The 25,188-nt window shown below is 66.5% G+C and carries 25 protein-coding genes; 14 read left to right on the top strand and 11 right to left on the bottom strand.

Going from position 1 to position 25,188, the window contains the following annotated elements; translation table 11 throughout:
• Window positions 1-2 precede the first annotated feature (2 nt).
• The 3 genes from KQH53_11040 to KQH53_11030 all read left to right on the top strand — a co-directional run bounded on the left by KQH53_11040 (window position 3) and on the right by KQH53_11030 (window position 2,177).
• Window positions 3-965, top strand: a complete 963-nt coding sequence (locus KQH53_11040; GenBank protein MCB2227201.1) for an MCE family protein — start codon at window positions 3-5, stop codon at window positions 963-965.
• Window positions 962-1,639: a membrane integrity-associated transporter subunit PqiC gene (locus tag KQH53_11035; protein MCB2227200.1), complete on the top strand. Its 678-nt coding sequence runs from the start codon at window positions 962-964 to the stop codon at window positions 1,637-1,639. The genes KQH53_11040 and KQH53_11035 overlap by 4 nt, the downstream gene beginning before the upstream one ends.
• Window positions 1,640-1,730: 91 nt before the next feature.
• Window positions 1,731-2,177, top strand: coding sequence for a universal stress protein (locus tag KQH53_11030; protein ID MCB2227199.1), 447 nt, complete (start codon window positions 1,731-1,733; stop codon window positions 2,175-2,177).
• Window positions 2,178-2,324: 147 nt separating this feature from the next.
• On the opposite strand, the gene KQH53_11025 is transcribed toward KQH53_11030, so the two are convergent.
• Together KQH53_11025 and KQH53_11020 are read right to left on the bottom strand one after the other, a co-directional pair.
• Window positions 2,325-3,596 (bottom strand): GAF domain-containing protein, encoded by a 1,272-nt coding sequence (locus KQH53_11025; protein MCB2227198.1) that lies wholly within the window; start codon window positions 3,594-3,596, stop codon window positions 2,325-2,327.
• 73 nt (window positions 3,597-3,669) lie between these two features.
• On the bottom strand, window positions 3,670-3,918 hold the full coding sequence (locus tag KQH53_11020) for a hypothetical protein (protein ID MCB2227197.1): 249 nt from the start codon (window positions 3,916-3,918) through the stop codon (window positions 3,670-3,672).
• Between the two features lie 139 nt (window positions 3,919-4,057).
• Between KQH53_11020 and KQH53_11015 the strand changes: the two genes are divergently transcribed.
• The gene (locus KQH53_11015; GenBank protein ID MCB2227196.1) at window positions 4,058-4,576 is read left to right on the top strand and encodes a hypothetical protein; all 519 of its coding nucleotides are present in this window, start codon (window positions 4,058-4,060) and stop codon (window positions 4,574-4,576) included.
• A complete protein-coding gene (locus KQH53_11010; protein MCB2227195.1) occupies window positions 4,573-5,430 on the top strand; it encodes an alpha/beta hydrolase in 858 nt (285 codons plus the stop codon). The genes KQH53_11015 and KQH53_11010 overlap by 4 nt, the downstream gene beginning before the upstream one ends.
• Before the next feature lie 300 nt (window positions 5,431-5,730).
• Here KQH53_11010 and KQH53_11005 read toward each other — a convergent pair whose 3' ends face one another.
• From KQH53_11005 to KQH53_10995, 3 genes are all read right to left on the bottom strand, one after another.
• Window positions 5,731-6,300, bottom strand: a complete 570-nt coding sequence (locus KQH53_11005; GenBank protein MCB2227194.1) for an isochorismatase family protein — start codon at window positions 6,298-6,300, stop codon at window positions 5,731-5,733.
• A 42-nt stretch (window positions 6,301-6,342) separates the two neighbouring features.
• Window positions 6,343-7,671 carry a cation:proton antiporter gene (locus KQH53_11000; protein ID MCB2227193.1) on the bottom strand — a complete coding sequence of 443 codons (1,329 nt, stop codon included), beginning with the start codon at window positions 7,669-7,671 and terminating at the stop codon, window positions 6,343-6,345.
• Between the two features lie 73 nt (window positions 7,672-7,744).
• Window positions 7,745-9,004 (bottom strand): Glu/Leu/Phe/Val dehydrogenase, encoded by a 1,260-nt coding sequence (locus tag KQH53_10995; GenBank protein ID MCB2227192.1) that lies wholly within the window; start codon window positions 9,002-9,004, stop codon window positions 7,745-7,747.
• A 128-nt stretch (window positions 9,005-9,132) separates the two neighbouring features.
• On the opposite strand from KQH53_10995, the gene KQH53_10990 reads away from it, so the two are divergent.
• Entirely contained in the window at window positions 9,133-9,777 is a 645-nt protein-coding gene (locus KQH53_10990) for a CPBP family intramembrane metalloprotease (protein ID MCB2227191.1), read from the top strand.
• 311 nt (window positions 9,778-10,088) lie between these two features.
• Here the strand turns inward: KQH53_10990 and KQH53_10985 are convergent, their stop codons facing one another.
• Entirely contained in the window at window positions 10,089-10,487 is a 399-nt protein-coding gene (locus tag KQH53_10985) for an SgcJ/EcaC family oxidoreductase (protein ID MCB2227190.1), read from the bottom strand.
• A gap of 29 nt (window positions 10,488-10,516) precedes the next feature.
• Entirely contained in the window at window positions 10,517-10,768 is a 252-nt protein-coding gene (locus tag KQH53_10980; GenBank protein MCB2227189.1) for a zinc ribbon domain-containing protein, read from the bottom strand.
• Window positions 10,769-10,892: 124 nt separating this feature from the next.
• Here KQH53_10980 and xth point away from each other — a divergent pair, with 124 nt between their 5' ends.
• From xth to KQH53_10940, 8 genes are all read left to right on the top strand, one after another.
• Window positions 10,893-11,663 (top strand): exodeoxyribonuclease III, encoded by a 771-nt coding sequence (xth, locus tag KQH53_10975; protein ID MCB2227188.1) that lies wholly within the window; start codon window positions 10,893-10,895, stop codon window positions 11,661-11,663.
• 312 nt (window positions 11,664-11,975) lie between these two features.
• The gene (locus KQH53_10970; protein MCB2227187.1) at window positions 11,976-13,139 is read left to right on the top strand and encodes an ABC transporter substrate-binding protein; all 1,164 of its coding nucleotides are present in this window, start codon (window positions 11,976-11,978) and stop codon (window positions 13,137-13,139) included.
• A gap of 69 nt (window positions 13,140-13,208) precedes the next feature.
• Window positions 13,209-14,324, top strand: coding sequence for an ABC transporter substrate-binding protein (locus KQH53_10965; GenBank protein MCB2227186.1), 1,116 nt, complete (start codon window positions 13,209-13,211; stop codon window positions 14,322-14,324).
• Window positions 14,325-14,337: 13 nt separating this feature from the next.
• Window positions 14,338-15,453 (top strand): ABC transporter substrate-binding protein, encoded by a 1,116-nt coding sequence (locus KQH53_10960; GenBank protein MCB2227185.1) that lies wholly within the window; start codon window positions 14,338-14,340, stop codon window positions 15,451-15,453.
• A 209-nt stretch (window positions 15,454-15,662) separates the two neighbouring features.
• Window positions 15,663-16,550: a branched-chain amino acid ABC transporter permease gene (locus KQH53_10955; protein ID MCB2227184.1), complete on the top strand. Its 888-nt coding sequence runs from the start codon at window positions 15,663-15,665 to the stop codon at window positions 16,548-16,550.
• Complete coding sequence (locus tag KQH53_10950; protein MCB2227183.1) at window positions 16,547-17,659, top strand: branched-chain amino acid ABC transporter permease; 1,113 nt, start codon at window positions 16,547-16,549, stop codon at window positions 17,657-17,659. Before KQH53_10955 ends, KQH53_10950 begins: the two co-directional genes overlap by 4 nt.
• On the top strand, window positions 17,656-18,444 hold the full coding sequence (locus KQH53_10945) for an ABC transporter ATP-binding protein (GenBank protein ID MCB2227182.1): 789 nt from the start codon (window positions 17,656-17,658) through the stop codon (window positions 18,442-18,444). The genes KQH53_10950 and KQH53_10945 overlap by 4 nt, the downstream gene beginning before the upstream one ends.
• Before the next feature lie 8 nt (window positions 18,445-18,452).
• The gene (locus KQH53_10940; GenBank protein MCB2227181.1) at window positions 18,453-19,160 is read left to right on the top strand and encodes an ABC transporter ATP-binding protein; all 708 of its coding nucleotides are present in this window, start codon (window positions 18,453-18,455) and stop codon (window positions 19,158-19,160) included.
• A gap of 946 nt (window positions 19,161-20,106) precedes the next feature.
• Here the strand turns inward: KQH53_10940 and KQH53_10935 are convergent.
• From KQH53_10935 to KQH53_10920, 4 genes are all read right to left on the bottom strand, one after another.
• Entirely contained in the window at window positions 20,107-21,300 is a 1,194-nt protein-coding gene (locus KQH53_10935) for a thiolase family protein (GenBank protein MCB2227180.1), read from the bottom strand.
• Window positions 21,301-21,368: 68 nt separating this feature from the next.
• Window positions 21,369-22,952, bottom strand: coding sequence for an AMP-binding protein (locus tag KQH53_10930; GenBank protein MCB2227179.1), 1,584 nt, complete (start codon window positions 22,950-22,952; stop codon window positions 21,369-21,371).
• Window positions 22,953-23,013: 61 nt separating this feature from the next.
• On the bottom strand, window positions 23,014-23,793 hold the full coding sequence (locus KQH53_10925; GenBank protein ID MCB2227178.1) for a hypothetical protein: 780 nt from the start codon (window positions 23,791-23,793) through the stop codon (window positions 23,014-23,016).
• Window positions 23,793-25,031, bottom strand: a complete 1,239-nt coding sequence (locus KQH53_10920; protein ID MCB2227177.1) for a 2-hydroxyacyl-CoA dehydratase family protein — start codon at window positions 25,029-25,031, stop codon at window positions 23,793-23,795. Before KQH53_10920 ends, KQH53_10925 begins: the two co-directional genes overlap by 1 nt.
• Window positions 25,032-25,188: the final 157 nt, after the last annotated feature.

Genomic DNA, 25,188 nt, shown 5'->3' with positions numbered 1-25,188 from the left:
CCATGGCCACTCACGCCTCTAATTTCAAAGTCGGCCTGTTCGTAATCGTCGGCCTGGCCATCGGGGTGGGAGCCATCGCCTGGCTGGGGGCCTCCCAATACCTCAAGGGGGCCGACAAGTACGTCAGCTTCTTCAACGAGTCGGTGCAGGGCCTCCAGGTGGACAGCACGGTGCGCTACCGCGGGGTGGACGTGGGCCGGGTCAAGGCCATCCGGGTGGCCCCGGACTCGCGGCTCATCGAGGTGGTGATGGAGATCCAGTTCGAGGGCGATCTGTCCCGCGAGCTGGTGGCCCAGCTCTCCAGCGCGGGCATCACCGGCATCACCTTCATCGAGCTGGACCGGCGCAAACCCGACGAGGTGGACCAGTCGCCCAAGATCGACTTCGTGGCCGAGTATCCCATCATCCCCTCGCGCCCCTCGGAGTTGCAGCGCATCGTCAGCACCCTGGACGAAGTGATGAGCCAGATCAAGACCATCAACTTCAAGACCATGGGCGAGGCCATGCAGGACACCCTGAAGAGCATCCAGAGCCTGTTCGGCGACCGGCGGCTCCAGGTGGCCATGGACCGCTTGGCCGACGCCTCGGTGAAGCTGGACCAGCTGGTGGGGCGCATCGACCGGGCGGTGGGCCAGAAGTCGCTGGACGTGATCGTGGGTGACACCAAGGCGGTCCTGGCCGGGGCCAAGGGCGCGGTGGCTTCGGCCAAGCGCCTGGTGGACGAGCTGGCCGACGACATCAAGCAGATGAAGCTGGGCGCCACCGGCCAGCGGGTGGGCCGCCTGGTGGAGGGCCTGGAGGAGCGCTCCTACCAGCTCTCGGTGGAAGCCCGCATTACCATGGAAAACCTGCGTTCGGCCTCGCGCAGCCTCCAGAACCTCTTGGAGCGCCTGGAGCAAGACCCCAGCGCGGTGCTTTTCCGGGACCCCCCGGCCAAGCGCCCCGCGCAGGGAGGAAGCAAGTGATGACCCCCATCGCCAAACGGGCCAGAGTGCTGGCCGGCCTCCTGGTGGCCGGGATTATGCTGACCCTCGCCGCCTGCGGGGGCAGCCCGCCGCCCTATGTCTACCGCTACGTGCTCAACTACCCCGCGCCCGCGCCCGCGCCCGGGCCGCCCATCGAGGCGGCGCTCAAGGTGGAGCGCCTGGGCTCCCTGCCCCTGATCAACAATCAGAAGATGCTCCAGGTCATCGGCCAGCGGGAGATCGCGGCCATGCCCGAGCACAAGTGGCAGAACTACCCGGCGGACATGGTCTCCAGCCTGCTCACCCGCGACCTCAGGTCTTCGGGCCGCCTCGCGGCGGTGTTTGGGCCCGATTCCAGCCAGCTGCCGCGCTTCCGCCTGGACGGCGGGGTGGTGCAGTTCGTGGAGCAGGAGGAAAAAGGCGGGGCCAAGGCCGAGATACGCCTGGACTTGACCCTGTTGGACTACCGCTACCACCAGGTGCTCAAGCAGGTGATGTTCCAGAAGAGCTACGCGGCCAGCGCGCCGGTGAAGGGCAAGGGCGGCGAGGCCCTGGCCGCGGCCATGAGCCGGGCCATGGCCGAGGTTTCGCCCAAGGTCTGCGCCGACGTGGCCCAGGCGGTGGCCGCCCGCAAGGCCTTGCCCGATCCCGACGAGGCCCAAAAGAGCAAGTGAAACGGGGCGCAAAAGGGGCGTTGACTTACCCAGCCGATTCGGCTAGCTTGGCCCCATCCCCCGCCGGACATATGTGAATACGGAGGTTCCGATGGCCCAGATCAAAAATATCCTGTACCCGGTCGATTTCACCGAGCATCACGCCAAGGTGCTGCCCTTGGTCAAGGAGATGGTGGAAAAGCTAGGCGCCAACCTGCATACCCTGCACGTGGTGGAAGACCTGAGCCACTATTCCAACTTCTTCATTCCCCATCCCTCCCTGGACAAGATGGAGGGCGAGATCAAGACCGGGGCCCAGAAGAAGATGGAGCAGTTCGTCCAGGAGCACTTCGCGGACGCCTCCAACATCACCGCCGACGTGGTCTCGGGCCAGCCCGCGGCCGAGATCGTCAAGTACGCCGGCGAGCACGACATCGACCTGATCATCACCGCCACCCACGGCCGCAAGGGCCTGGAGCACGCCATCTTCGGCAGCGTGGCCGAGAACGTGGTGCGCAACTCCCCGGTGCCGGTGCTCTCGATCAACCCCTACAAGTAAGCCGCTTCGCCCGGACCTCCGGGATGAGTTTAAAGCCCCTGCCTAATGGCGGGGGCTTTTTTGCGGTGAATGGGCCGGCTGTGCCGGCGGGCGTGGCGCTGGTTTTAGTTGATCTTCACTAGGGCGTTTGGGGGGGGCGGCTCGGGCCTAGCAGCCGGCCTCTTCCTCGGGCGGCTCCTCGGCCATGGAGAAGCAGAAGCAGGCGCCCCGGGGGCGGCCGGTGTCCAGCCAGGCGCGGCCGCCGTGGCGGTAGGCGATGGTGCGCACGATGGCCAGGCCCAGGCCGGTGCCCTCGGTGCCCTGGCTGGTCTCGGCCCGCTTGAACAGGGTGAAGCACTTCTCGGCCAGGTCCGGGGGCACCCCCACCCCGTCGTCCATCACCTTGAACACGTGGTGCCCCTTTTCGAACTGATAAGTCACCTCGATCTTTTTCAGCTTGGGGCCGCCGTACTTCAGGGCGTTGTCCACCAGGTTGGTCAGGGCGCGGGTCAGGGCGGCGCGGTCGGCCTTTAGGCGTATCTGGCCGGTGGGATACACCAACTCCACCCCCAGGGCCTCGGCCCGGGAGGAGAGCTCCCCGGCGATGCCGCCCAGCACCTCGCCCAGCTCCAGCTCCTCGGGCTTGATGGGCGCCTCCTTGGCGCGGATGTAGGCGTTGACCTCCGAGGCCAAATCCTCGATGCGTTGGGCGGCCCGCTCTATCTGGCCGATGATGGCCCGCCCCTTTTCGTCCAGCTTGTCCCCGGCCCGCTGGGCCAGCATCCGGGCCAGGCCGTGCACCCCGGTGGCCGGGCTTTTCATGTCGTGGCAGGCGGTGTAGGCGAAAAACTGCACCGCCTCCTTCTGCTCGGCCAACACCCGGGCCTGGTCGGTCAGCTCCCTGGCCTGCAATACGCTTTCGGTGGCCGTGGCCACCAGGTTGGCCATGACCATGGACAAATCGATGGTGGCCAGCTCCAGGGGGATGACCTCCTCGGCGGCCAGGTTCATCACCCCGATCACCTGGTCGCGGGTGATCAGGGGTATGCAGATGACCTGCTCGAAGCCCTTCTCGCTGAGCATCTGGGTGCGGGCCTCGTCGTCCAGATCCGCCACCCGCATGGCCAAAAAGCTCCGGGTGCGGGCCGCCTTGCCGGTGAAGCCGGTGTTGGCGTCAACCATCTCCAGGCCCCGGGGGTTCAGGCTCCGGTGGATGATCATCTGGAAGTATTCGCCTCCGGCTTCGCCCAGATACACCCGCCCGGCCTTGAGGCCGAACTGCTCCAGAACCAAATCCAGGGCCCCCTCCAACAGGGGCTCCAGCTCGGTGCAGGTGGAGAGGAAGTTGGACAGTTGCAACAGCACCGCCAAGGGGCGGTTTCGTCCCGATAGCTCCTGCTGGTTCAGGGGGACGGTTATGAGGCGCTGGTTGCGCAGCAAGGCTCACTCCGGCGGGAAAAAAGCCCCGAGGCAGGCGCCCCGGGGCTCAAGCGCTGCTCGCGAAAAAAGCCGCCTAGGCGTAGTACTCGAAGTTCTTTACGAACTGGCCGATCTGCACGCCCAGGTACACGCACTGGGTGCCTTCAATGCAGGCCTCGGCGTCCTTCTGGTCCAACAGGGTGTGCAGGCGATGGTCGCCCTTGGACAGCTTGACCACCCAGTAGTTGTTGTCCGCGTTAAACTCCAGGTCCATCTCCAGGCTGTGCTCTTCGATCTCGGGGTACATCTCTTTCAGCTTGGCGGCCAAGTCGTCTTTGTTCATCATGTTCCTCCCTCAAAAAGGCGCGGGGCCGGTTCAGTTTTAGTGTGCCCCCATTTTGCTTTCATATCGGCATGCTGTCAATCATAACCACGGCCAGTATGTATAATGGATGCAACCCTTGACCCCCGGAGGTGGCTCCTTGCGCAGATGGTTTTCCGCCCTGGCGGCGATGCTGTGCCTTTGCCTGGCCCTCGTTGGCTGCGCGTCGTTCTATGCCCCCCTGGGCAACACGCCCGGCCATCTGCAGATAAAGGCCTCGGGCAAAATAACCCAGGCCATGATCAAGCAGGCGGTGTTCGAGCAGGTGGGCCCGCTCATGGATCAGCCCAGCCCGGACCAATGGCTGGGCCCGCCCACCTGGCAGGTGAGCGCCTACATGCTGGGCGAGCCGGCGGCCATCTGGCCCCTGAAGCCGCTCGGCGGCCTGGCCAAGCCCAAGCAGGGCCTGAGTGCATCGGGCATGGCCGTGTTCGAGGTGCCCAGCGGCACCAACCGCTACCGCTTCACCTGGGCCTGCACCGTCACCCACTTCTGGTCCGAGGGCGGCACCTGGCAGGAGCCGGTGGGGGTCTATCTGCGCCAGAAGGAGATAACCCTGACCATCCCGCCCAACGGCGTCTTGACCATCGACCCCTTTAGTGGGCCGCCGCCCAAATGAGGGCTGCGGCGCTCCTGCTCTTGCTGGGGGTGCTCATGCTGGGTTGCGACGGCTTTATTGAAAAACAGATATTTTTCCCGGAAAAGGGCCACTACGCCTCGCCCGGGGCCTTCGGGCTGGCGGCTCAAGACGTTAGCCTGACCACCAGCGACGGGGTGCGCCTGCACGGCTGGCACATCCCCGCCCCGGGGGCCAAGAATCTCATGCTCTTTTGCCACGGCAACGCGGGCAACATCTCCCACCGTTTGGACAATCTGGCCCGGCTGCACGCCGCGGGCGTGGCGGTGTTCATCTTCGACTACCGGGGCTACGGCCTCAGCCAGGGCTCGCCCAGCGAAAAGGGCATGTACCTAGACGCCGAGGCGGCCTGGGACTGGGCCCGCGCCCAGGCCCGCGCCCAGGGCGGCGAGGTGGTGATCTTCGGCCGCTCCCTGGGGGGAGTGGCGGCGGTGTATCTGGCCTCGCGCCACCGCCCGGCCGGGCTGATCCTGGAGTCCACTTTCACCGACCTGGGGGCCATGGCCAAGACCTTTTTCCCCCTGCCCGGCATGGGCAAGCTCCTGGGCGGCCGCTTCGACAGCCTGGGCCGCGCCCCGGAGGTCAAATGCCCAGTGCTCATGCTGCACGGCGACGCGGACGACATCGTGCCCTACGCCCTGGGCCGAAAGCTCTTCGCCGCCCTGCCTAGCCCCAAGGCCTTCGTCACCCTCAAGCGCGCCGGGCACAACGACACCTATATGGTAGGCGGCCCGGCCTACTTCCAGCTTCTCGCCGCCTTCACGAACGACCCCGCCGACGCCCTGGCCCGCCCCCCGGCCGGCGGCCTGCCCTTCGACCCCCCGCCCCGCGACTAAGCACCGCTTGTCATTGCGAGGAGCGGCCTCCTGGCCGCAGACCCGGCAATCTCTGTGCGCCAGGACAGGGTAGGGAAAGCAGAAGAGGCAGGTAAGGAAAAAATCCCGGGTGGCCCAGACAGCTCGCTGTCTGGGTGCCGCGGGCACAGGAGGTTCAACGGGCGGCTTCGACGATGCGGGAGCATCCGAGACGACCGAGGCGGCCCCGCCCGGGACCGCCTCGCTATCAATTCAGCCTCAGCGGCGCAGCCAGGCGCGGCAACGCAGCATAGCCGTGTCTGGCGCAGCCGCCCTCGCCGCCTAGTCCTCTTTCACCAACGGCAACACCTGCCTAAACTCGTCGGTCCCCGCCTGGCGCAGCACCTCGTACATGAACATCTCGGTGCTGCTGATCACCGCCCCGGCCTGGGCCAAACGGGTCAGGGCCACCTGGCGGTTCTCCTCGCGTCGGCTGGCCACCGCGTCGCTGATGATGTGCACCCCATGCCCGGCCAGGCCGCTCAGCGCGGTCTGGGTCACGCAGATGTGGGCCTCGATGCCCGCGATCACCAGGTTGGGCCGGTCATGCTCCCAGAGCTTCTCCTGGAAAGGCACGCAGCCAAAGCAGTCAAAGGCGATCTTCTCGATGGCCTCGGTGCCGGCGGGCAAGACCGAGGCGATCTCCTCGATGGTCGGTCCCAGGTTCTTCTGCTCCGTGACCACCACCGGCAGGCCCACGATGCCCGCGAAACGGGCCAGGCGCGACACGTTGGCCACCAGGCGCTCCTTGCCGTGCATCAGCGGCGCCAGCTTGGCCTGCATGTCGATGATCACCAGCACGCAGTTGCCGTGCCGGAGCAGGGATGAGGCGTGTCTCAGGTCGCGTTCCATGCTTGCCTTCCTTTCGCGCGCGGCCGGGCCGCGTCGGCTGGTCTATTTGTCGGGCCCCGCGTCCTCGGGCCGGGGCGGCCGGTGGGCCTGCTCATGATAAGGCAGGCGCACGGGGATGGGGTCCAGGATCACCATCTCCTCGGGACGCTCCCGGCCCGGCGGGCCCTGCTTGGCGCTCATGTAGGCCCCGTAGGCCTTGGCCAGGGGCCAGGCGCTTATGCCGTGGGCGTACACGCTGACCAATACCGTGATTATAACCAGGCTGAACAGCTCGGACATGCCCGCGATCTTGAACTGGTCGAACATCAACAGGGCGTAGAGGATCGAAGCCAGACCCCGGGGGCCGAACCAGCCCACGAACAAGCGGCTGGAGGGGTCCAGCCCGGTGCCGCTCAGGCACAGCCACACCGGCACCATGCGCACCAGGGTCAGGCTCAGCGCGGCGTAGGCCACCGAGCGCCAGGTGAAGAAGGGCAGGGAGTGCTCCACCATCACCGCCCCGAAGGCCAGGAAGGTTACCAGCACCAATAGCTGCCCCTCCGACTCGGCGAACTCGCGCAAGTAGCGCGCCGCCCCCGGCGCGGTGTTGCCCAGGGTCAGGCCGCAGACAAAGGCCGCGATGAGCCCGTTGCCCGTGGCCAGCTCGGCCCCGCAATAGGCCAGCCCGGCCAGGCCCAGGGCGGCCAGGCCCAGGAACACGTGGCTCATGGATTTCTTTTCCAGGGCCCCCACGATGAGCCTGCCGCCCCCCCAGCCCACCACCACCCCGGCCAGGGTGCCCAGGCCCACTTGCCTGAGGGCGAAGCCGAGCCAATAGCCCCCGCCGGAGGCCTCCTGCGAGGCGCTGGCCGCCGAGAGGGTGATCAGCACCAGGGGCAGGGCCAGGCCGTCGTTGAGCCCGCTCTCCACGTTCAGGGTCTGGCGGATGCGGCCGGGCACGGTGGGATTGACGATGGTGGCCTGGCCCAGGGCCGCGTCGGTGGGGGCCAGGATGGCGGCCAGGGCGGCGGCCTCCCACAGGCTCAGGCCCGGCAAGAGCCACCACCCGGCCAAAAAGCCGGTGACCACGGTGAGCGGCAGGCCGATGCCCAAGAGCCTGAGCGGCAGGTTGTACTGGCGGCGCAGGCTTTTGAAGCGTATGCGGCTGGCGTCGGTGAACAGCACCAGCACCAGGGTGATCTCGGCCAAGAGCTTGAGCATCTCGCCGCCCAGGCGGATGCTGCCTTGCTCAAAGGCCACGAAGGGGCTGATGAGGAGCCCGAAGCCCACGAAGGCCATGGGGGGGGTGATGACGGTCTTTTCCAGGCGGCCCGAGAACAGGCCGAAAGCCAACAGGAAAAGGCAGGCCGCGGCTATGATCCAGGTGTCCAAGACATGCCTCCCCGGCAGCGGGCTCGCGCCGCCACCGGTGGGAAATCAACTAAATTGAGCCCCAGGCCCCGGCCTAGGGATAGACCCCGCGCAGGCGCGTGGCCGCCACCACCCGGTTAACCCCCAGGATCATGGCCGCGTTGCGCAGGCTCACCTTCTTGTCCTTGCTGATGGCCAGCACCTCGTCCATGGAGCGGCAGAGGATGCTCTCCAGGCGCTGGGCAATCTCCTCCTCGCTCCACAGGAGGTTTTGCAGGTTCTGCACCCACTCGAAGTAGCTCACCGTCACCCCGCCCGCGTTGGCCAGGATGTCCGGCACCACCAACACGCCCTTGTCTTCTAGGATAGCGTCGGCCTCGGGCGTGGTGGGGCCGTTGGCTCCCTCCACCACCAGCTTGGCCTTCACCTTGGCCGCGTTCTCGGCGGTGAGCACCCCCTCCATGGCGCAGGGGGCCAGGATGTCCACCTCCAGCTGCAACAGTTCCTCGTTGCTGATGTCCTCGGAGGCCAGCTCCCGGCCCAGGAGGCAGGCGTACTGGTCCTTGCAGGCGATGGCCTTGTTGCTCTCGATGCCCTTGGGGTTGTAGACCCCGCTCTTGGAGTCGCTCATGGCCACCACTTTGGCCCCGGCCTGCTCAAAAAAGCGCGCCGCCACCCCGCCCACGTTGCCCGAACCCTGGATGGCCACGGTCATGCCCTCCAGGTCGCGGCCCAGGTGCCTGGCCGCCTGGCGGGCGGTGATCACCACCCCCCGGCCGGTGGCCTCGAAGCGCCCCAGGCTGCCCCCCAGCTCCAGGGGCTTGCCGGTCACCACCCCGGGGGTGGCCTGGCCCGCGATCATGGAATAGGTGTCCATGATCCAGGCCATCTCCTGGGGCCCGGTGTACACGTCCGGAGCGGGGATGTCCCGCTCCGGCCCGATGATGGGCGCGATCTCGTAGGTGAAGCGCCGAGTCATGCGCTCCACCTCGCCCCGGCTCAGCTTCTTGGTGTCGCAGGTGATGCCCCCCTTGGCCCCGCCGAAGGGGATGTTCACCACCGCCGCCTTCCAGGTCATCCACATGGCCAGGGCGCGCACCTCGCCCAGCTCGGTGCCGGGGTGATAGCGCAGGCCGCCCTTGTAGGGGCCGCGCACGTCGTTGTGCTGCACCCGGTAGCCCGCGAACATGCGCAGGCTGCCGTCGTCCATCATCACCGGGAAGTGCACCGTCACCTCGCGCTCGGTGTGGCGGATGCGCTCCAGCAGGTCCGGCTCCAGGTCCATGTGGGCCGCGGCCTCCTCCAGCTGCTGGCGGGCCATGGCGAAGGCGTCTAAGGCGGGAGGCTTACTCATGTTGGGCTCCTTTACATCAAGGTCGTTCCTGCTTTTAGAAAATAGCACAAACCGGCCCGCCCGGAGTTTGCTTAGCGCGGGGCCCATTGGTTATGCTGGCCCAGGAAACCCCAACCCCGGAGCCGCCCATGCCGCGCACCCTCAAGGCCAGCCCCGCCCCCCCGTCCTGGGCGGCCCTCGCCGGGGCGGCCGCCCTGGCCGTGGTGCTCTTGGGCCTGGGCCTGGGCTGGGCCGGGAGCGGCTTCTGGCTCAAGCTCGCCGCCGCCTACGTGGTCCTGGCCGCGCTCTCGCTCCTCCTGCGCCCCCCGTCCTGGGGCGAGTTCCGCCCGCGCCCCTCGGATCTGGCCTGGGGCCTGGGCTCGGCCCTGGCGCTGTGGCTGCTCTTTTGGCTGGGCAACCTGGTGGCCGCCGCCATCTTCCCCTTTGCCGCCCAGCAGGTGGCGGGCATCTACGGCCAGGGCGGGGGCGCGCCCCCCGGCTTGGCGGGCCTGGCCCTGCTCTTTTTCACCGGCCCCTGCGAGGAGCTGTTCTGGCGGCGCTATTTGCAAGACGGGTTCATGCGCCGCCTGGGGCCGGGCCTGGGCTGGGCCGCCGCCTGGGCGCTCTACGCCGGGGCCCACCTGGCCTCGGGCAACTTCATGTTCGTGGGCGCGGCCGCCGTGGCCGGGGCCTTCTGGGGGCTTTTGTACTGGAAGCTGGGCCGGGTCTGGCCCCTGCTCATCTCCCACGCGGTGTGGGCGCCGCTGATCTTCGTGATCCTGCCCATCCCCTAGGGCGGGGCGATGGTTGAGGGCTTTTTTAGAAGAGGCAGGGAAAAAGGGAAGCAGGGGAGGGCGCGGCAGCCAGGCAAGCGGCCATGGCTGTCGGGTAGGTTGGCTAGAGGGGCTCTCGCCCTCAAACCCAACAGCACCTCTAATTGATTTGTTGGGTTTCGCTTCGCTCTACCCAACCTACACTATTACTAAACCAAAGACCTTGTCATTGCGAGGAGCGGCCTCTGGGCCGCGACGCGGCAATCTCTGTTCGCCAGCGATGCCGCTCATGGCTATGGTGGCTGGCCGGGCGGGGTCGTGGCGCGTCCGGCTCAGGACACCTGGGGAGCGGGCTCCAGCAGGTCGTGGCCGTAGGAGTTGTCTATGACGCAGAGCCAGCCACCGGCCGGGTCCTGGCGGAAAACATAGGTGGCCTTGCGTTCCACGGTGGGGTGGCCCTGGGCCGAGACCAGGGTCTTGGCCAACGCCAAGGCGGTGTCTCCGCTGGCCAGCACCTCCAGGCCCGCCTGCCGCACCTCCAGGCTGTGGCCGAAGTGTTGGGCAATGGCTTGGAAGGCTTGTTTTATCTGGGCCTTGCCCCGTGCGTTCATGCCCGGCTGGATAACCAGCACCGCGTCCTCGGCGTAGATCTCCATGAGGGCGTCGAAGTCTTCCCGGTTGATAGCCGCGTCCGCCCGGGCGATGAGCTCTTCCACCGGATGCCGGTCCATGGGCTTACAGGCTGCCTTTGCCGGGCTGCCTAGTCCACGCCGGGCAGGGTGAGGGTGCCGCAGTTGCCCGAGTTGGGGCAGGAGCGGTTCTCCACGGAGGGGGAGCTGGGGGAGGGGGCGTTCTTGGAGCCGTTGACCACCGAGGCGCAGGTGCTCATCACCCGGGCCAGCTGGTCGCTGCCGCAGGAGGGGCACTTTATCTCCACCACCTCGCCGGAGGTCATGGCCAGGTGCTCGAAGGTCTTTTCACAGGCTTCGCAGCGGAACTCATAGATCGGCATAACTAAATTCTCCTTGGGGCCATGCGGCCGGATACCACGAAAGTCTATCCCGGAGCGCCCCGCCTGGCAAGGCAAGCTTGCCGTGTTATTCTACTGGCCTAACCATCTCGCGGGAGGCATTTGCATGAGCTGGAGCCTGGCCACCTTCAACGTCAACGGGGTGCGGGCCCGTCTGCCCCTGCTCCTGGACTGGCTGCAAGACCGGGCGCCCGAGGTGGCCTGTCTGCAAGAGACCAAAGTGCCCGACGACAGCTTCCCGGCCGGGGATTTCGAGGCCCTGGGCTACCATGCCGCCTTCCACGGCCAGAAGTCCTTCAACGGCGTGGCCATCCTCTCTAAAGACGAACCCGCCGAAGTGCTCACCGGCCTGGGCGATGGCGACGAGCAGGCCCGGGTGCTGGCGGTCAAGCTGCCCCAGGCCTGGGTGGTCAACCTCTACGTGCCCCAGGGCCGCGAGGTGGGCCACGAGGCCTTTGCCTACAAGCTCAAGTTCCTGGCCCGGGTGCGCGAGTGGCTGGGCGAGCATTTCAAAGCCGGCGAACCGCTCATCGTCACCGGCGACATGAACGTGGCCCCCACCGATCTGGACGTGTACGACCCCAAGCGCATGGCCGGCAAGGTGAGCTGCACCCCCGAGGAGCGCCAGGCCCTGGAGGCGATCAAGGACTGGGGCCTTGCCGACCTCTTCCGCCAACACCACCCGGACGACAAGCAGTTCACCTTCTGGGACTACCGCCTGCCCCAGTCCTTCAAGCGCGACCTGGGCTGGCGCATCGACCTGGTGCTGGCCACCACGCCCCTGGCCGAGGCCTGCGAGGACTGCCTGGTGGACAGCGAGCCCCGGGGCCGCGAGAAGCCCAGCGACCACACCCCGGTGGTGGCCCGTTTCGCTTAGCGGCCTTGCCCCAGCGGGCCACTGGTGCTATGGTGGGCCATTGGCCGGCTCAACCCTGCGGGAGGACTTTGCGTGAACTGGCAATTCTACGTAATCGTGGGTGGTTCCATCGTCCTGGCCCTGTTTATCTCCTGGCTGGGCAAGCACAAGGACGCCAAAGAGCAAGCCTCCTCCCCGGAGGCCTAGGCCCTTGGCCGCGGGACCCCCGGTTCCGCTTGCTTCCTCGCCCTTTATTGCCTGTTTCGATCGCGGTTCGCTTTTCGGCCTCCTTGGGCCGGCGCGTATAGCTGTGTGCGACAAGGAGTGCGAACCATGACCATACGCTCTGCCCTGCGTGGTCTGGGGGCCCTGGCCCTCGCCCTGCTCTCGTGCCTGGGCTGGGGCGCGCCCGCGTCCCTGGCCGCCGAGACAAAGCCCGTGGTGATCGGCGCGGTGCTGCCCATGACCGGGGCGGTGGCCGCCTACGGCCAGATGGCCTGGGACGGCGTTAAGCTGGCCCACTCCATGCGCCCCACCGTCTTGGGACGCCCGGTCAAGCTGGTCCTGGCCGACAACAAGAGCGACAACGTGGAGGCGGCCAACGCGGCAAGCCGCTTGATCAAGAAAGAGGGCGCGGTGGGCATCCTGGGCCCGGCCACCAGCGGCCGCGCCCTGGCCGTGGCCCCCCTGGCCGAAGACGCCCAGACCTGCATGATCAGCCCCAGCGCCACCAACCCCCTGGTCACCCAGGGCAAGCAATACTCCTTCCGGGTCTGCTTCATCGACCCCTTCCAGGGGGCCAAGGCCGCCGAGTTCGCCTACCAGGTCTTGGGGGCCAGGAAGGCCGCGCTGATCATCGACGTGGCCCAGGACTACTGCGTGGGCCTGGGCGGCTTTTTCATGAAAGCCTTCAAGAAGCTGGGCGGCCGGGTGGTGGCGGTGACCAAGTGCTCCACCGGGGACCAGGACTTCAGCGCCCAGCTGGGCACAATATCCCGCTCCGGGGCGGACCTCTTGTATTTGCCCAACTACTACACCGAGGACGCCCTGGTGGCCCGCCAGGCCAAGGAGCTGGGCGTAAAGATGCCCATCCTCTGCGGCGACGGGGCTCACGCACCCGAGCTGATCAAGATCGGGGGCGAGGCGGTGGAAGGCCTCATGTTCACCGCCCTGTTCAACCCGGTGAGCGCCGCCAACCCCACGGCGGCCAAGTTTTTCAAGCTCTACGCCCAGGCCCGCAAAGAGGGCAAGGTGGGCGAGGCCATGACCGCCTTTCACGCCCTGGGCGCGGACAGCTACCTGGCCCTCATCGACGCCATCGAGCGGGCAGGCAGCACCGAGGGCCCCAAGGTGCGCGCCGCCCTGGCCGACACCAAGGGCTTCCCCGGGGTCAGCGGCACCATCAACATCGGCCCGGACGGCGATGCGGTGAAAAGCGTGACCATACTGAAGGTGGCGGGCGGCAAGTTCGCCTACGTGACCACCCTGAATCCCTGAGGCCGCGCCCTCCGGCGGCCCCGGATTTGCGAAAAAAACTAGCCTGCTCCTAAGCAGCGGAGAGCGACCATGAAAAAATTGCTGGTTATGTTGGGCCTGGCGATGCTGGCGCTGGGCGCGGGCGCGGCCCTGGCCGCCGAGCCGGTGAAGCTGGGCGTGGTGTTCCCCATGACCGGCCCGGCCGCGGTCTACGGCCAGAACGGCATCAAGGGCCTCAAGCTGGCCCAGGAGGCCAGGCCCACCGTCCTGGGCCGCCCGGTCAAGCTGATGATCGCGGACAACAAGTCCGACAAGGTGGAGGCCTCCAACGCGGCCAACCGGGTCATCCAGAAGGACGGGGTCTGCGCCCTCATCGGTTGCCTGACCTCCTCCAACTCCCTGGCCGCTGCGCCCGTGGCCGAACAGGCCAAGGTGCCCATGCTCAGCCCCTGGGCCACCAACCCCATGGTGACCCAGAAGAAGAACTACGTCTTCCGCATCTGCTTCATCGATCCCTTCCAGGGCGCGGTGGCCGCCAAGTTCGCCCGCGAGAACCTCAAGGCCAAGACCGCGGCGGTGATGATCGACATCAGCCAGGACTACTGCGTGGGCATCGCCAGCTTCTTCCAGCGCGAGTTCACCAAGCTGGGCGGCAAGGTGGTCATGAAGACCATGTACAACACCGGCGACCAGGATTTCAGCGCCCAGCTGGGGGCCATCCAGGCGGCCAAGCCGGACATCATCTACGTGCCCGGCTATTTCACCGAGGACGCGCTCATCGCCCGCCAGGCCCGCGAGCTGGGGCTCAAGCAGCCCCTGCTCAGCGGCGACGCGGCCCAGGCCGACGAGCTGATCAAGATCGGCGGGCCCGCGGTGGAGGGCCTCTATTTCACCACCCATTTCGACGAGCAGGGCGTGACCACCGCCAGCGGCAAGCGCTTCGTGGCCGCCTACCGCAAGGCCTACAACGAATCGCCCGACTCGGTTAGCGCGCTCAGCTACGACTCCTACAACGCCCTGTTGGATGCCATGGAGAGGGCGGGGAGCACCGAGGCGGCCAAGGTGTCGGCCGCCCTGGCCCAGACCAAGGACTTCCAGGGCGTCACCGGGGTGCTCACCCTGAAGGACCACAACGCCATCAAGCCGGCGGTGATCCTCCAGGTGAAGGACGGCAAGTTCGCCTACGTTGCGACCGTCAACCCGTAAGCCCGGGGGGCGTATGCGCATCTGGTTTGTAGCGGCATTGATCCTGACCCTGCTGCTGGCGCCTTCGGTGGCGCCGGCGGCGGAGCCGGTAAAGATCGGCCTGATCCTGCCCATGACCGGTCCGGCCGCGGCCTATGGCGACATGGCCTACAAGGGCGTCCAGATGGCCCAGGCCAAGCGGCCCCAGGTGCTGGGGCGGCCGGTCAAGCTGATCCTGGTGGACAACCGCTCGGACAAGACGGAAAGCTCCAACGCGGCCAACCGTCTAATCCAGCGCGACAAGGTGGCGCTCATCATCGGGGCGCTCAGCTCCACGCCCACCCTGGCCGCCGCGCCGGTGGCCGAGGACGCGAAGGTGCCCCTGGTCTCGGGCTGGGCCACCAACCCCCTGGTCACCCAGAAAAAGAAGTGCGTGTTCCGCACCTGCTTCGTCGACCCCTTCCAGGGCTCGGTGGCCGCCCGCTTTGCCTTCGATACCCTCCGGGCCCGCCGGGCCGCCCTGCTCATCGACATCTCCCGCGACTACTCCGTCGGGTTGGCCAGCGCCTTTGTTAAGGCCTTCAAGAAGCTGGGCGGCAAGGTGGTGGCCCGCACCATGTACAGCAACGGCGACCAGGAGTTCGGGGCCCAGCTGGGCATGATCAAGAAGCGCTCGGCGGATCTCATCTACCTCCCCGGCTATCTGCCCGAGCTGCCCCTGATCGTGCGCCAGGCCCGGGAGATGGGCCTGGACCAGCCCTTCCTGGGCGGAGACGCGGCCCAGGCCGAGCAGGTGATAAGCTCCGGGGGCAAGGCGCTGGAGGGTTTCTACCTCACCACCCACTTCGACGAGCAAGGCGTGAGCACCCCGGCGGGCAAGGAGTACGTCGCCGCCTACCGCGCAAAGCACAAGAAGGCCCCCGACGCCCTGGGCGCTTTGGGCTACGACGTTTACAACGTGGTGTTGGACGCCCTGGCCAAGGCGGGCTCCACCGACGCAGCCAAGGTGACCGCCGCCCTGGAGGCCACCAAGGGCTTCCCCGGGGTCTGCGGGGTGATGGACCTGGTGGAGCACAACGCGGTGAAACCGGCGGTGATCCTCACCATCGACAAGGGCAAGTTCAAGTACGTAACCACGGTGAAGCCGTGAAGGGGCCGAGCCGCCCGAATCCTGGCTGCGAGGCGTGTTGCGCGATTTGTCTCCTCGACGTACTAACGTGTACGCCTGCGTCGCCAAATCGCTGGCAACAAAGCCTCTCGCCGACGGATTTGGGCGCCTCGCCAAGCCCATCGGCCAGGCCTGGCTGGAGCGCTCGGCACGACTTTAACCTTTCATCCCACCCTGTATAACGCCTCATCATGGATGCTGCCCAACTAACCCAACAGATGATCAACGGCCTGACCCTGGGCAGCCTGTACGCGCTCATCGCCATCGGCTACACCATGGTCTACGGCATCCTGCGCTTGATCAACTTCGCCCACGGCGATGTCTTGATGGTGGGCTGCTACTTCGCCTGGTTCGGGGCGGTGCAGTTCGGCCTGCCCTGGTGGGTGGCGCTCATGGGCGCCATGGCCCTCACCGCCGCCCTGGGCGTGCTCATAGACCAGGGGGCCTACCGCCCTTTAAGACGCGCGCCCCGCATCAGCGCGCTCATCACCGCCATCGGGGTGAGCTTCTTCTTGGAAAACCTGGGCCTGGTGGTCTTCGGCGGCCGCCCCAAGGCCTTTGCCCGGCCGGAGATGTTCAACCACATCTACCAGTGGGGCGAGGTGCGGGTGCTCTCCTTGTCCATCTGGGTGCCCATCCTCACGGCAATCATCCTGGCCGGGCTCTTGCTGTTCATCCGCCGCACCCGGGTGGGCATGGCCATGCGGGCGCTCAGCCGCGACCTGGTGACGGTGCAGCTCATGGGCATCGACCCCAACCGCATCATCGCGGCCACCTTCGCCCTGGGCAGCGCCCTGGCCGCGGCGGGCGGCGTGTTCTGGGCCATGAAGTATCCCCAGATCAACCCGCTCATGGGTGTATTGCCCGGGCTCAAGGCCTTCGTGGCCGCCGTGCTGGGCGGCATCGGCAACGTCACCGGGGCCATGATCGGCGGGCTTCTGTTGGGTATGGCCGAGATCATGCTGGTGGCGCTCTTGCCCGAGCTGGCCGGCTACCGCGACGCCCTGGCCTTCGTGCTGCTCATCGGCATCCTGATCTTCCGGCCCACCGGCATCATGGGCGAGGAGCTACCTGAATGAAGCTGACCGCCCTGTTCAAACCGGGCGGCCTGCTTTCTCCCGGCGCGCTGCCCCCGGCCTCCCAGTCCCGGCGGCGCGACACCCTGCTCACCATCGGGGCGGCCCTGCTCACCGCTTTGGGGCTGTGGCTCTTGGAGCAGAACGCTTCGGGCTACGTGGTGCACATGACCTGCGTGGGCGCGCTCTTCGCCACCCTGGCGGTGAGCTACAACCTGATCAACGGGGTCACCGGCCAGTTCTCCCTGGAGCCCAACGCCTTTGTGGCCTGCGGGGCCTATGTCACCGCCCTGCTCACCCTCTCGCCCGCCGAAAAAGAGGCCTCCTTCATCCTGGAGCCCCTGATCTGGCCCCTGAGCGCCTTTTCCATTCCGCTGTTGCCCGCGCTGGTCATCGCCGGGCTCCTCACCGCACTCATGGCCTTTCTCATGGGCTTCCCGGTGTTCCGGGTGCGGGGCGACTACCTGGCCATCGTGACCCTGGGCTTCGGCGAGGTGATCCGGGTGGTGGCCAACAACGCCCAGAGCGTGACCAACGGCCCGCTGGGGCTAAAGGGCATCCCCCACATCACCAACCTGTGGTGGTCCTGGGGCCTGCTGGCGGTGTGCCTGTTCTTCATCGTGCGCCTGGTGCATTCTTCCTACGGCCGGGCGCTCATGGCCATCCGCGAGGACGAGACCGCCGCCGAGGCCATGGGCATCAACGCCTTTTGGCACAAGATGCTGGCCTTCACCCTGAGCGCCTTTTTCGAGGGCGTGGCCGGCGGCCTGCTGGCCCATCTCATCACTACCATCAGCCCCAGCCTCTTCACCTTCTTCCTCACCTTCAACTTGCTGATCATCATCGTGGTGGGCGGCCTGGGCTCCACCACCGGGGCGGTGCTGGCTGCGTTTCTCTTCACCTACGGCGGGGAGTGGCTCCGGGTGGTGGAGGAGCCCATGAACCTCCTGGGCCTGGAGATACCGGGCATCCCGGGCATGCGCATGGTCTTCTTCAGCCTGATCCTGGTGGCGGTGATGATCTTCCTGCGCCGGGGCATACTGGGTCGCCACGACTTCTCCTGGCGCTGGCTCCTGGCCTCGCTGGGCCTGGGGCGGGGAGGCCGGGCGTGAGCCAGGCGCTGTTTAAGGCCACCGGCCTCACGGTGCGCTTCGGCGGGCTCACCGCCGTGGATGGGGTGGACCTCAGCGTGCCCGCCGGGCAGCTGGCCGGGCTCATCGGCCCCAACGGCGCGGGCAAGACCACCTGCTTCAACCTCTTCACCGGGCGCATCAAGCCCAACGCGGGCGCGCTCTCTTTTGACGGGCGCTCCATCCTGGGGCTTCGGCCCAGCCGCATCAACCAGCGAGGCATGGCCCGCACCTTCCAGAACATCCGCCTCTTCGGCGAGCTGAGTGTTTTGGACAACGTGTTGGTGGGCTTCCACGGCGGCCTCAAGAGCAACTTCCTCTCGGCCATCCTGCGCCTGCCCGGCTACGTGGCCGAGGAGCGGCGCATGAACCGGCGCGCCGCCGAGATCCTGGAGCTCACCGGCCTGGGGCCCTTGCGCGACGAGCCTGCCGGCAGCCTGGCCTATGGCCAGCAGCGCCTGCTGGAGATCGCCCGCGCCCTGGCCACGGGCCCCAAGCTGCTCTTGCTAGACGAGCCCGCCGCGGGCATGAACCCCCAGGAGACCGCCGGGCTGGCCGCCCTGGTGCGCCGCCTGCGCGACGAGCTGGGCATCACCGTGCTCCTCATCGAGCACGACATGCGCTTTGTCATGCGCCTGTGCGAGCATCTCACCGTCTTGGACCACGGCCGGGTCATCGCCCGGGGCGCGCCCGCCGAGGTGCAACAGAACCCGGCGGTGATCCAGGCCTATCTGGGCGCGGCCGAGCCCGAGGGGGCGGCGGCATGAGCCAGACCATGCTCCAGGTCGCGGGCCTCGACGTGCGCTACGGCGGCATCACCGCCCTGCGCGGGGTGGACCTGGAGGTCCAGCGCGGCGAGATCGTGACCCTGGTGGGAGCCAACGGGGCGGGCAAGTCCACCCTGCTGGGGGCCATCTGCGGGCTGGTCAAGCCCACGGGCGGCTCTATCGTGTACCAGGGCCGCGAGGTGGCCGGGACCAAGGCCCACCGCCTGGCCCGGCAGGGGCTCATCCTGGTGCCCGAGGGCCGCCGCATCTTTGTGAACCTCAGCGTGAAGGAGAACCTGATCCTGGGGGGCTACTCCCGGCCCCGGGACGCGGCGTTCAACGCGGAACTGGAGCGGGTCATGGAGACCTTCCCCCGCCTGGCCGAGCGGGCGGCGCAGCCCGCGGGCACCCTGAGCGGCGGCGAGCGCCAGATGCTGGCCCTGGGCCGGGGGCTCATGGGCAGCCCCGCCCTGATGATGCTCGACGAGCCCTCCCTGGGCCTGGCCCCCCTCATGGTGGCCGAGGTCTTCGCGGTGATCCGGCGCATCCACGCCCAGGGAGTCACGGTACTGCTGGTGGAGCAGAACGCCGCCGCCGCCCTGGGGGTGGCCGATCGCGCCTATGTGCTGGAAACCGGCAAGGTGGTGCTCTCGGGCACCGGCAAGGAGCTGGCCGCCGACGGCCGGGTGCAGCGCGCCTACCTGGGCATGGAGTAGGGCGAGCCGCCCAAATAGATGTCTTGAAAAGTGATCTGTCTGCCTCTGGCCGCGCGGCAAGAAACGCCCCATCCCCGGCAAGCCCCCATCCAGTAACAACAGTCATTGCGAGGGACGCCGCCCAAAGCGGTTGCTGAATGGGAAGATTGCGTGCGGCGTCCCTCGCAATGACAACCTTCTTTCTCTTCCATGTTGGGGCGGGGATTATTCCCGACTTCCTGCTCCCCAACCACCCCCCGTCGGGGTCGCATCCGGGCCGGCATCTCCGCGCCCCGTCCCGGCCTGCCTCCCGACAGCCCCCAAATTCTCCTTCCCTCTCTCCGCGTCCCTAGCTCAGCGACCCTGCCCCGCCAGCGACCGCCCCTCTCCAGCACCCACCCTTATGCCGGCCCAGAGTGACCCCGACAAAAAAACGCCTTTCTTTTCTTTTTCGCTTTTCTCTTGCTCCCCCTTTCCTTTTTTCCCAACCACACCCCGGCAAAAAAAGACTCTCTTTCTTTTTTCTTTCCTTCTTCTCTTCTCCTCTCAAAGCCGCCCGCCGTCCAAAAAGGAAGAGAAGGAAAGGAAGAGGAAGAAGGAGAAAAGAAAGAAAAGGGTTTTTTGCCGGGTTCACCCTGGGCCGGCATAACAGCTGAGGTAAATGAGGGCCGCTCGCTGCTGGAGCGGCGACGCAGTGCCAGGGATGCGGAGATAGGCCGTTGATGATGAGCCAGGCCCGTTAAATAGAGGCCTTGGTGATGCGCGGAGATGCCGGCCCGGAGGCGACCCCGGCGGTGGGGTGGTTGGGGGAGAAAGGAGAGAAGGAGGGAGAAGAAGAGACGGCAACCAGCGAATGTCGCCACGGAGGGGCGGGCAGGGTTACCGCTTTATGCCACCTGAGCTAAGAAGGCCCGCGCCGGGATCAACCGGCGCGGGCCTTTATTAGCCTATCTGTTTCGTGGCGGTCTTAGGAGACCTTGACCACGATGGACGCGGCGGTGTCGCCCGCGGCGCAACCGGCGAACAGGCCGTAGCCGCCGCCCTTGAGCACCAACTCCTCGATCAGCTCCACGATGCAGCGCGCGCCGGTGGGGCCCTGGGGGTGGCCGAAAATCAGCGACGAGCCGTAGTTGTTGAAGATGTCGGGGGGGATGTTCATCAGGCGGCCCATGATGATGTCGTTAATGGTGAAGGGGTTGTGGGTCTTCACGGCGGCCAGGTCGGCCACGGTGAGGCCCGCGTTCTTCAGGGCCATCTCGGCCGAGGGGGTCACGGCGGCGGCCATGCGCGCCTTGGCCGCCCGGCCATAGCCGTAGGAGAGCACCTGGATGGTCACGCTCTTGTCCGCGCTAAGCTCCTTGGCCTTCTCCTCGGTGGTCACGATGAGGCCCGCGTTGCCGTCGGCCGGGTGGGTCTGGGCGCCGAAGGTCAGGGCGCCGTCGGGCAGAATGGGCTTCAGGCCCGCCAGGCCCTCGGCGGTGGTGGGCATGATGCCCTCGTCGGCCTCCACGGTTACGGTCTTCTTCTTGGAGATCTTTATGTCCACCGGGATCATGTAGCCCTTCTGGAAGGCGCGGTCGTCGGCCATGGACATCTCATACTGCTGGTAGCGCTTCAGGGCCAGCTCGTCGGACTCTTCCTTGGCCACCCCGCCGTTGTCCTTGGCCACCAGCTCGGCGGTCATGAACATGGCCTCGCCGCCGTAGGGGTCCTTGTTGAAGTTGTCCATCATCCAGTTCTCGCTGATCACCTCGCCGCCCGGGCCCTTGGGATTGGGCCAGATGGTGTGGGGGCCGTTGGAGCAGCGGTCGGTGGTGGCCACCAGGTTGGCCGAGTAGGCGCCGCACTCCACGCCGGCGGCGGCAGTGTACAGGGCGGTGGCGCTGGTGGCGCAGGCCTGGCTCACGGTGGGGCCGGAGATGCGGTCGTTGCCCATCAGGGCGCAAAACCAGGGGTTGGCGTAGAACCAGGAAGGCATGCCGATGGTCATGCCGAAGGTGCAGCCGTCCAGCTCGGCCGGGTCGATCTTCCTCAGCTCAAGGAACTTCTTGGCGGTGGAGGCGGCCAGCTTGATGGGGTTCTCGTTCTGGAAGGACATCTGCCAGCGCGAGAACGGCGAGGACCAGTACCCTTTGTAGGGGATGAATACGTTTTTGAACATCGTTGGCTCCGTGTCTTAAATAAGGTCGTTGCGATTTTCCAATCCAAAGCCCGTGGGGCGGCGGGCTGTTATGCCTTGTTGTCCGACCAGTGGCCGTAGCGCTCCCTGAGCACGCGGTGCAGGATCTTGCCGGTGCCGGTGCGGGGCATCTCTTCCTCGGCCACGAAGTAGATGCTCTTGGGGCGCTTGAAGCCGGCGATCTTGCCTTTGGTGAAGGCCTGAAGCTCGGCGGCCAGCTCGTCGCCGGGCTCGAAGCCCTGGTGCAGGATGATCACCGCGGTGACGCTCTCGCCCCACTTCTCGTCGGGCACGCCGATGACCGCCACGTCCTTGACCGCGCTGTGGCCGCCCAGGCAGTCCTCCACCTCGCTGGGGTAGACGTTCTCGCCGCCGGTGATGATCATGTTCTTCTTGCGGTCGACCAGATAGTAGTAGCCCTGGTCGTCTTTGTAGGCCATGTCCCCGGCGCTGAAGTAGTCGCCCACAAAGGCTTCCTTGGTCTGTTCGGGGAGCTTCCAGTATTCGCTGAACAGGGCGGGGCCCCGGCTGTAGAGCTCGCCCACCTCGCCCACGGGCACCTCGTTCTTGTCCTCGTCCAGGAGCATGATCAGGTCGGTGCCTGGGATCTCGCGGCCGATGGAGCCCAGCTTGTCGAACTGCTCCGAGGGCAGCAGCAGAGTCACCAGGCCGGCCTCGGTGGAGCCGTAGGCCTCGTAGAGCTGGCTGTTCTTGAAGTAGTCCATGATGGCCAGCTTGAGGTCGCGGCGGGCGGGAGCGGAAGAGATCAGGAGCTTCTTCACGCAGTCCACGTTGTAGCTGTTTTTGACCTCCTCGGACAGGGCCAGCATCATGATGTAGTGGGTGGGCACCAGGGAGGTGAAGGTCACCCCGAACTCGGACAGGGTCTTGATCATGTGCTCGGGGTCGAAGCTCACCGAGTTGTACACGATGGCCGTGGCCCCCAGGCAGGTAAACACGAAGCTGTAATAAACACTGTTGATATGGCACATGGGCATGACCAAGAGGCCGCGGTCGTCATGGTCGTAGCCCATGGCCGCGATGTTGGTCCAGTACTTGCCCGCGAAGGACTCATGGGTGCGCACCACGCCCTTGGGGCGGCCGGTGGTGCCGGAGGTGTACATGATGATCCAGACGTCCTCGTCGATCACCTTGGTCTCGGGCTCCTCGGGGCCGGCCTCGGCCATGATCTGTTCCAGGCCCACGAAGCCCTCGGGGGTTTCGCCTTCGCCGAAGCAGATGTAGTTGCCCGCCGGCACGCTTTCGAAGTCGGGCTTGGCCTCGGCCACGTCATCGGTGAAGGGCTTCTCCACGATGAAGGCGCTCACTTCGGCGTTGTTTAGGATGTAGGTGTATTCCACCGGGGTGAGGCGGAACATGATGGGCACGGCCACAAAACCGCCCTTGGCGCAGGCTCCGTAGAGCTCCAGCCACTCCAGGCAGTTGTAGGCGATCATGGCCACCCGGTCGCCCTTTTTCAGCCCCAGGCCGGCCAGGGCGTTGGCCAGGCGGTTGCAACGCTCGTTCCATTCTTTGAAGGTCAGCGAGCGGTACAGGTCTGCCGCCCCTTCCTTGTCCGGATACTTTACGGCGTTGACCCTCAAGATGTCGGCCACGGTCAGCCAGCGGTTCATGCTCACCTCTCTCCCTTTATGATTGCCTTGCGGCCCGGGCCCCTCTCGCCCGGGCCCACCCCTATTGCGTATCCTCCCCGTCCCGGGCCGCCAGGATGGCCGCCCCCCAGGCCCCCATCAGTTGGGGGTGGGGGGGAAGCAATACCTCGCAGCCCAGCTCCGCGCCCAGCATCTCGGCCAGGTAGGGATTGTGCGCCGCCACTCCGCCGGTCATCACCACCGCTCCGGTCAGGGTGTCCATTTCCATCACCCTTTTCACCACCGAGCGGAACAGCCCCTTGACCAGGGCCGCGACCTCGACTCCCTCCCGAATCTTGGCCAATACCTCGGTGGCGGTGAATACGGTGCAAAAAGACCCCAGGGTGGCTTCGGCCTCGGCTCCCTCGGCCAAGCCATTGAAGCTCTCCAGGGGCAAGTCCAGCCTCAGGGCCATCTCCTCCAAGAAGGCCCCAGTGCCGGCGGCGCACTTGCGGTTCATCTTGAACGAGGTCCGAAGACCCCGTTCGTTGAGTTTGATTACCTTGTTGTCCTGCCCGCCGATGTCCACCACGGTGATGGCCCGGGGGAAGTGGTGAAAGGCCCCGGCCGCGTGACAGGCGATCTCGGTGCGGGTGCCCGCGGCCATGGTCGCGTTGGAGCGTCCATAACCGCAGGCGAACACCTTGCTCAGATCGCCGGCCTTGAGGCCCGCCTTGCCGAGCGCGTCGCCCAGCCCGGCGGCCGCGCTGGCCGTGAAGTCCACTCCCGAGCGCCGGATGGAAAAACCGAGCAGCTCTCCCTTGTCGTCGGTCAGCACCGCCTTGGTGGCGCTGGCCCCTATGTCCAAGCCGCCAAAGACCATCAGGCGGCCGCCGCCTCCGCGATCTGCTCCACGAAGGCCTCCAAGTTGGTCTTGGCCTGTTCGTCGGAGAAGCAGCGGAGGTCGTTCAAGTCGCCGTTGATCACCAGGGTGGGCACACCGTGCACTTCCGAGAAACGCTGGGGCATGGCGTAGCGGTTGTTGGAGTTGTTGGGGCAGGTCTTGGCGTCGTGGAACACGATGCCCTGACAGCCGTAAAGCTCCACGTGGCGCTGGATGTACTTTTCCTTGAAGGCCTCGTCGCGCACGATGAACAGCTCAAGATAGGCCCGGGCCATGGAGCGGAAGGGGTCGGCCGCGTCGAAGGCGTCGAAGATCCAGGAGTTGCAGTAGGTGCTGGCCACGATGGCGGTGTTGAGCTCGGTCATCAGATCGCCCAACATGCGCAAACGGCCCCATACCGGCATGCCGTCCCAGTAGAGGCGGTACTTCTCGCCGGGCACGGCGCTCAGGCCGGCTTGGTCGCGCTCCTTGAGCTCGGTCAACAGGGCCTCGTAGTAGGCCACCGCCTCGGGCTTGCCGCGCAGGACCACGGCCGGGGCCATGTGAATGGTGTGGTCGAAGAAGGTCATCTGGGCCGGGGTCTTGGCCCCGTACTCCAGCACCTGGCGCCACATCACGGTGCACTGCTTGGACAGGCCCACGGTCTCGCGCAGGCGGTCGATGTCGAACTTGTTGCCGCTGATCTCTTCCAGGGTGGGCACCAGCGCCTCGATCTGGGCGGCGATGTCGCTCACCATGGACTCTTCCACCTCGCCCACGCCGCGCTGGGTGCGCACGCCGATGACCGGCGCCTTGAAATGGCGGCCATACCACTCGAACCAGTCCTGCACGTCGCGGCACTGGTTGGTGTTGAACACCAGCACGTCGGGCTTGGGCACGCTTTCGATGCCGTAGGCCCTGGTCAGCGGGGTGGTGCCCTTCAGGAAGGCGCCCACGTCGGCGGTGAGGTAGGAGCAGATGTCCGGACTGTAGCCCACCGCGTTGGCCGCGGGAATGGTCTCCGTGGACATGCGGGTGGCCCCGAGCATGGCTCCGTGGTTTTCGGGGAAGTAGACGTCAAAGCCCATTGCGTGCAGCAGTTCGGCGGGGCCGACGCTGGTGCACCAGGCAACCTTGGGGCTGCCCTCGCGGGCGGCCCGGTCCAGGCCCAGAAAGTGATCGGCCATGAGCTTCTTCATCATCTTGGTGGTTGCGATGGGCGGTGGCCCTTGTGTCATGAAAGCTCCTCCGGGGACTAGGTTGCCCGGCGCCCCCGCGAGGCCACAAAATGGCGGCAGGGGCTGAAAATGGTGGACAAAATGATTACATGTTAGCTACAATCTAGCTAATTCGCATCATAGGCAGGCCTAATAAGCTTGTCAAGCGATAAAACGG

The organism is Desulfarculaceae bacterium (genome assembly GCA_020444545.1).
Taxonomy (GTDB): Bacteria; Desulfobacterota; Desulfarculia; order Desulfarculales; family Desulfarculaceae; genus Desulfoferula.
Note: the sequence above shows the minus strand (reverse complement) of the source record. Positions and strands in the feature narration are given on the sequence as shown.

Coding starts and splice junctions, on each gene's coding strand:
- KQH53_10970 (MCB2227187.1), top strand. CDS start 11,976: ATGACCATACGCTCTGCCCTGCGTGGTCTGGGGGCCCTGGCCCTCGCC.
- KQH53_10980 (MCB2227189.1), bottom strand. CDS start 10,768: ATGCCGATCTATGAGTTCCGCTGCGAAGCCTGTGAAAAGACCTTCGAG.
- KQH53_11030 (MCB2227199.1), top strand. CDS start 1,731: ATGGCCCAGATCAAAAATATCCTGTACCCGGTCGATTTCACCGAGCAT.
- xth (MCB2227188.1), top strand. CDS start 10,893: ATGAGCTGGAGCCTGGCCACCTTCAACGTCAACGGGGTGCGGGCCCGT.
- KQH53_10920 (MCB2227177.1), bottom strand. CDS start 25,031: ATGACACAAGGGCCACCGCCCATCGCAACCACCAAGATGATGAAGAAG.
- KQH53_11005 (MCB2227194.1), bottom strand. CDS start 6,300: ATGGAACGCGACCTGAGACACGCCTCATCCCTGCTCCGGCACGGCAAC.
- KQH53_10995 (MCB2227192.1), bottom strand. CDS start 9,004: ATGAGTAAGCCTCCCGCCTTAGACGCCTTCGCCATGGCCCGCCAGCAG.
- KQH53_11010 (MCB2227195.1), top strand. CDS start 4,573: ATGAGGGCTGCGGCGCTCCTGCTCTTGCTGGGGGTGCTCATGCTGGGT.
- KQH53_10935 (MCB2227180.1), bottom strand. CDS start 21,300: ATGTTCAAAAACGTATTCATCCCCTACAAAGGGTACTGGTCCTCGCCG.
- KQH53_11020 (MCB2227197.1), bottom strand. CDS start 3,918: ATGAACAAAGACGACTTGGCCGCCAAGCTGAAAGAGATGTACCCCGAG.
- KQH53_10925 (MCB2227178.1), bottom strand. CDS start 23,793: ATGGTCTTTGGCGGCTTGGACATAGGGGCCAGCGCCACCAAGGCGGTG.
- KQH53_10930 (MCB2227179.1), bottom strand. CDS start 22,952: ATGAACCGCTGGCTGACCGTGGCCGACATCTTGAGGGTCAACGCCGTA.
- KQH53_10955 (MCB2227184.1), top strand. CDS start 15,663: ATGGATGCTGCCCAACTAACCCAACAGATGATCAACGGCCTGACCCTG.
- KQH53_10965 (MCB2227186.1), top strand. CDS start 13,209: ATGAAAAAATTGCTGGTTATGTTGGGCCTGGCGATGCTGGCGCTGGGC.
- KQH53_10990 (MCB2227191.1), top strand. CDS start 9,133: ATGCCGCGCACCCTCAAGGCCAGCCCCGCCCCCCCGTCCTGGGCGGCC.
- KQH53_10940 (MCB2227181.1), top strand. CDS start 18,453: ATGCTCCAGGTCGCGGGCCTCGACGTGCGCTACGGCGGCATCACCGCC.
- KQH53_10950 (MCB2227183.1), top strand. CDS start 16,547: ATGAAGCTGACCGCCCTGTTCAAACCGGGCGGCCTGCTTTCTCCCGGC.
- KQH53_10985 (MCB2227190.1), bottom strand. CDS start 10,487: ATGGACCGGCATCCGGTGGAAGAGCTCATCGCCCGGGCGGACGCGGCT.
- KQH53_10960 (MCB2227185.1), top strand. CDS start 14,338: ATGCGCATCTGGTTTGTAGCGGCATTGATCCTGACCCTGCTGCTGGCG.
- KQH53_11040 (MCB2227201.1), top strand. CDS start 3: ATGGCCACTCACGCCTCTAATTTCAAAGTCGGCCTGTTCGTAATCGTC.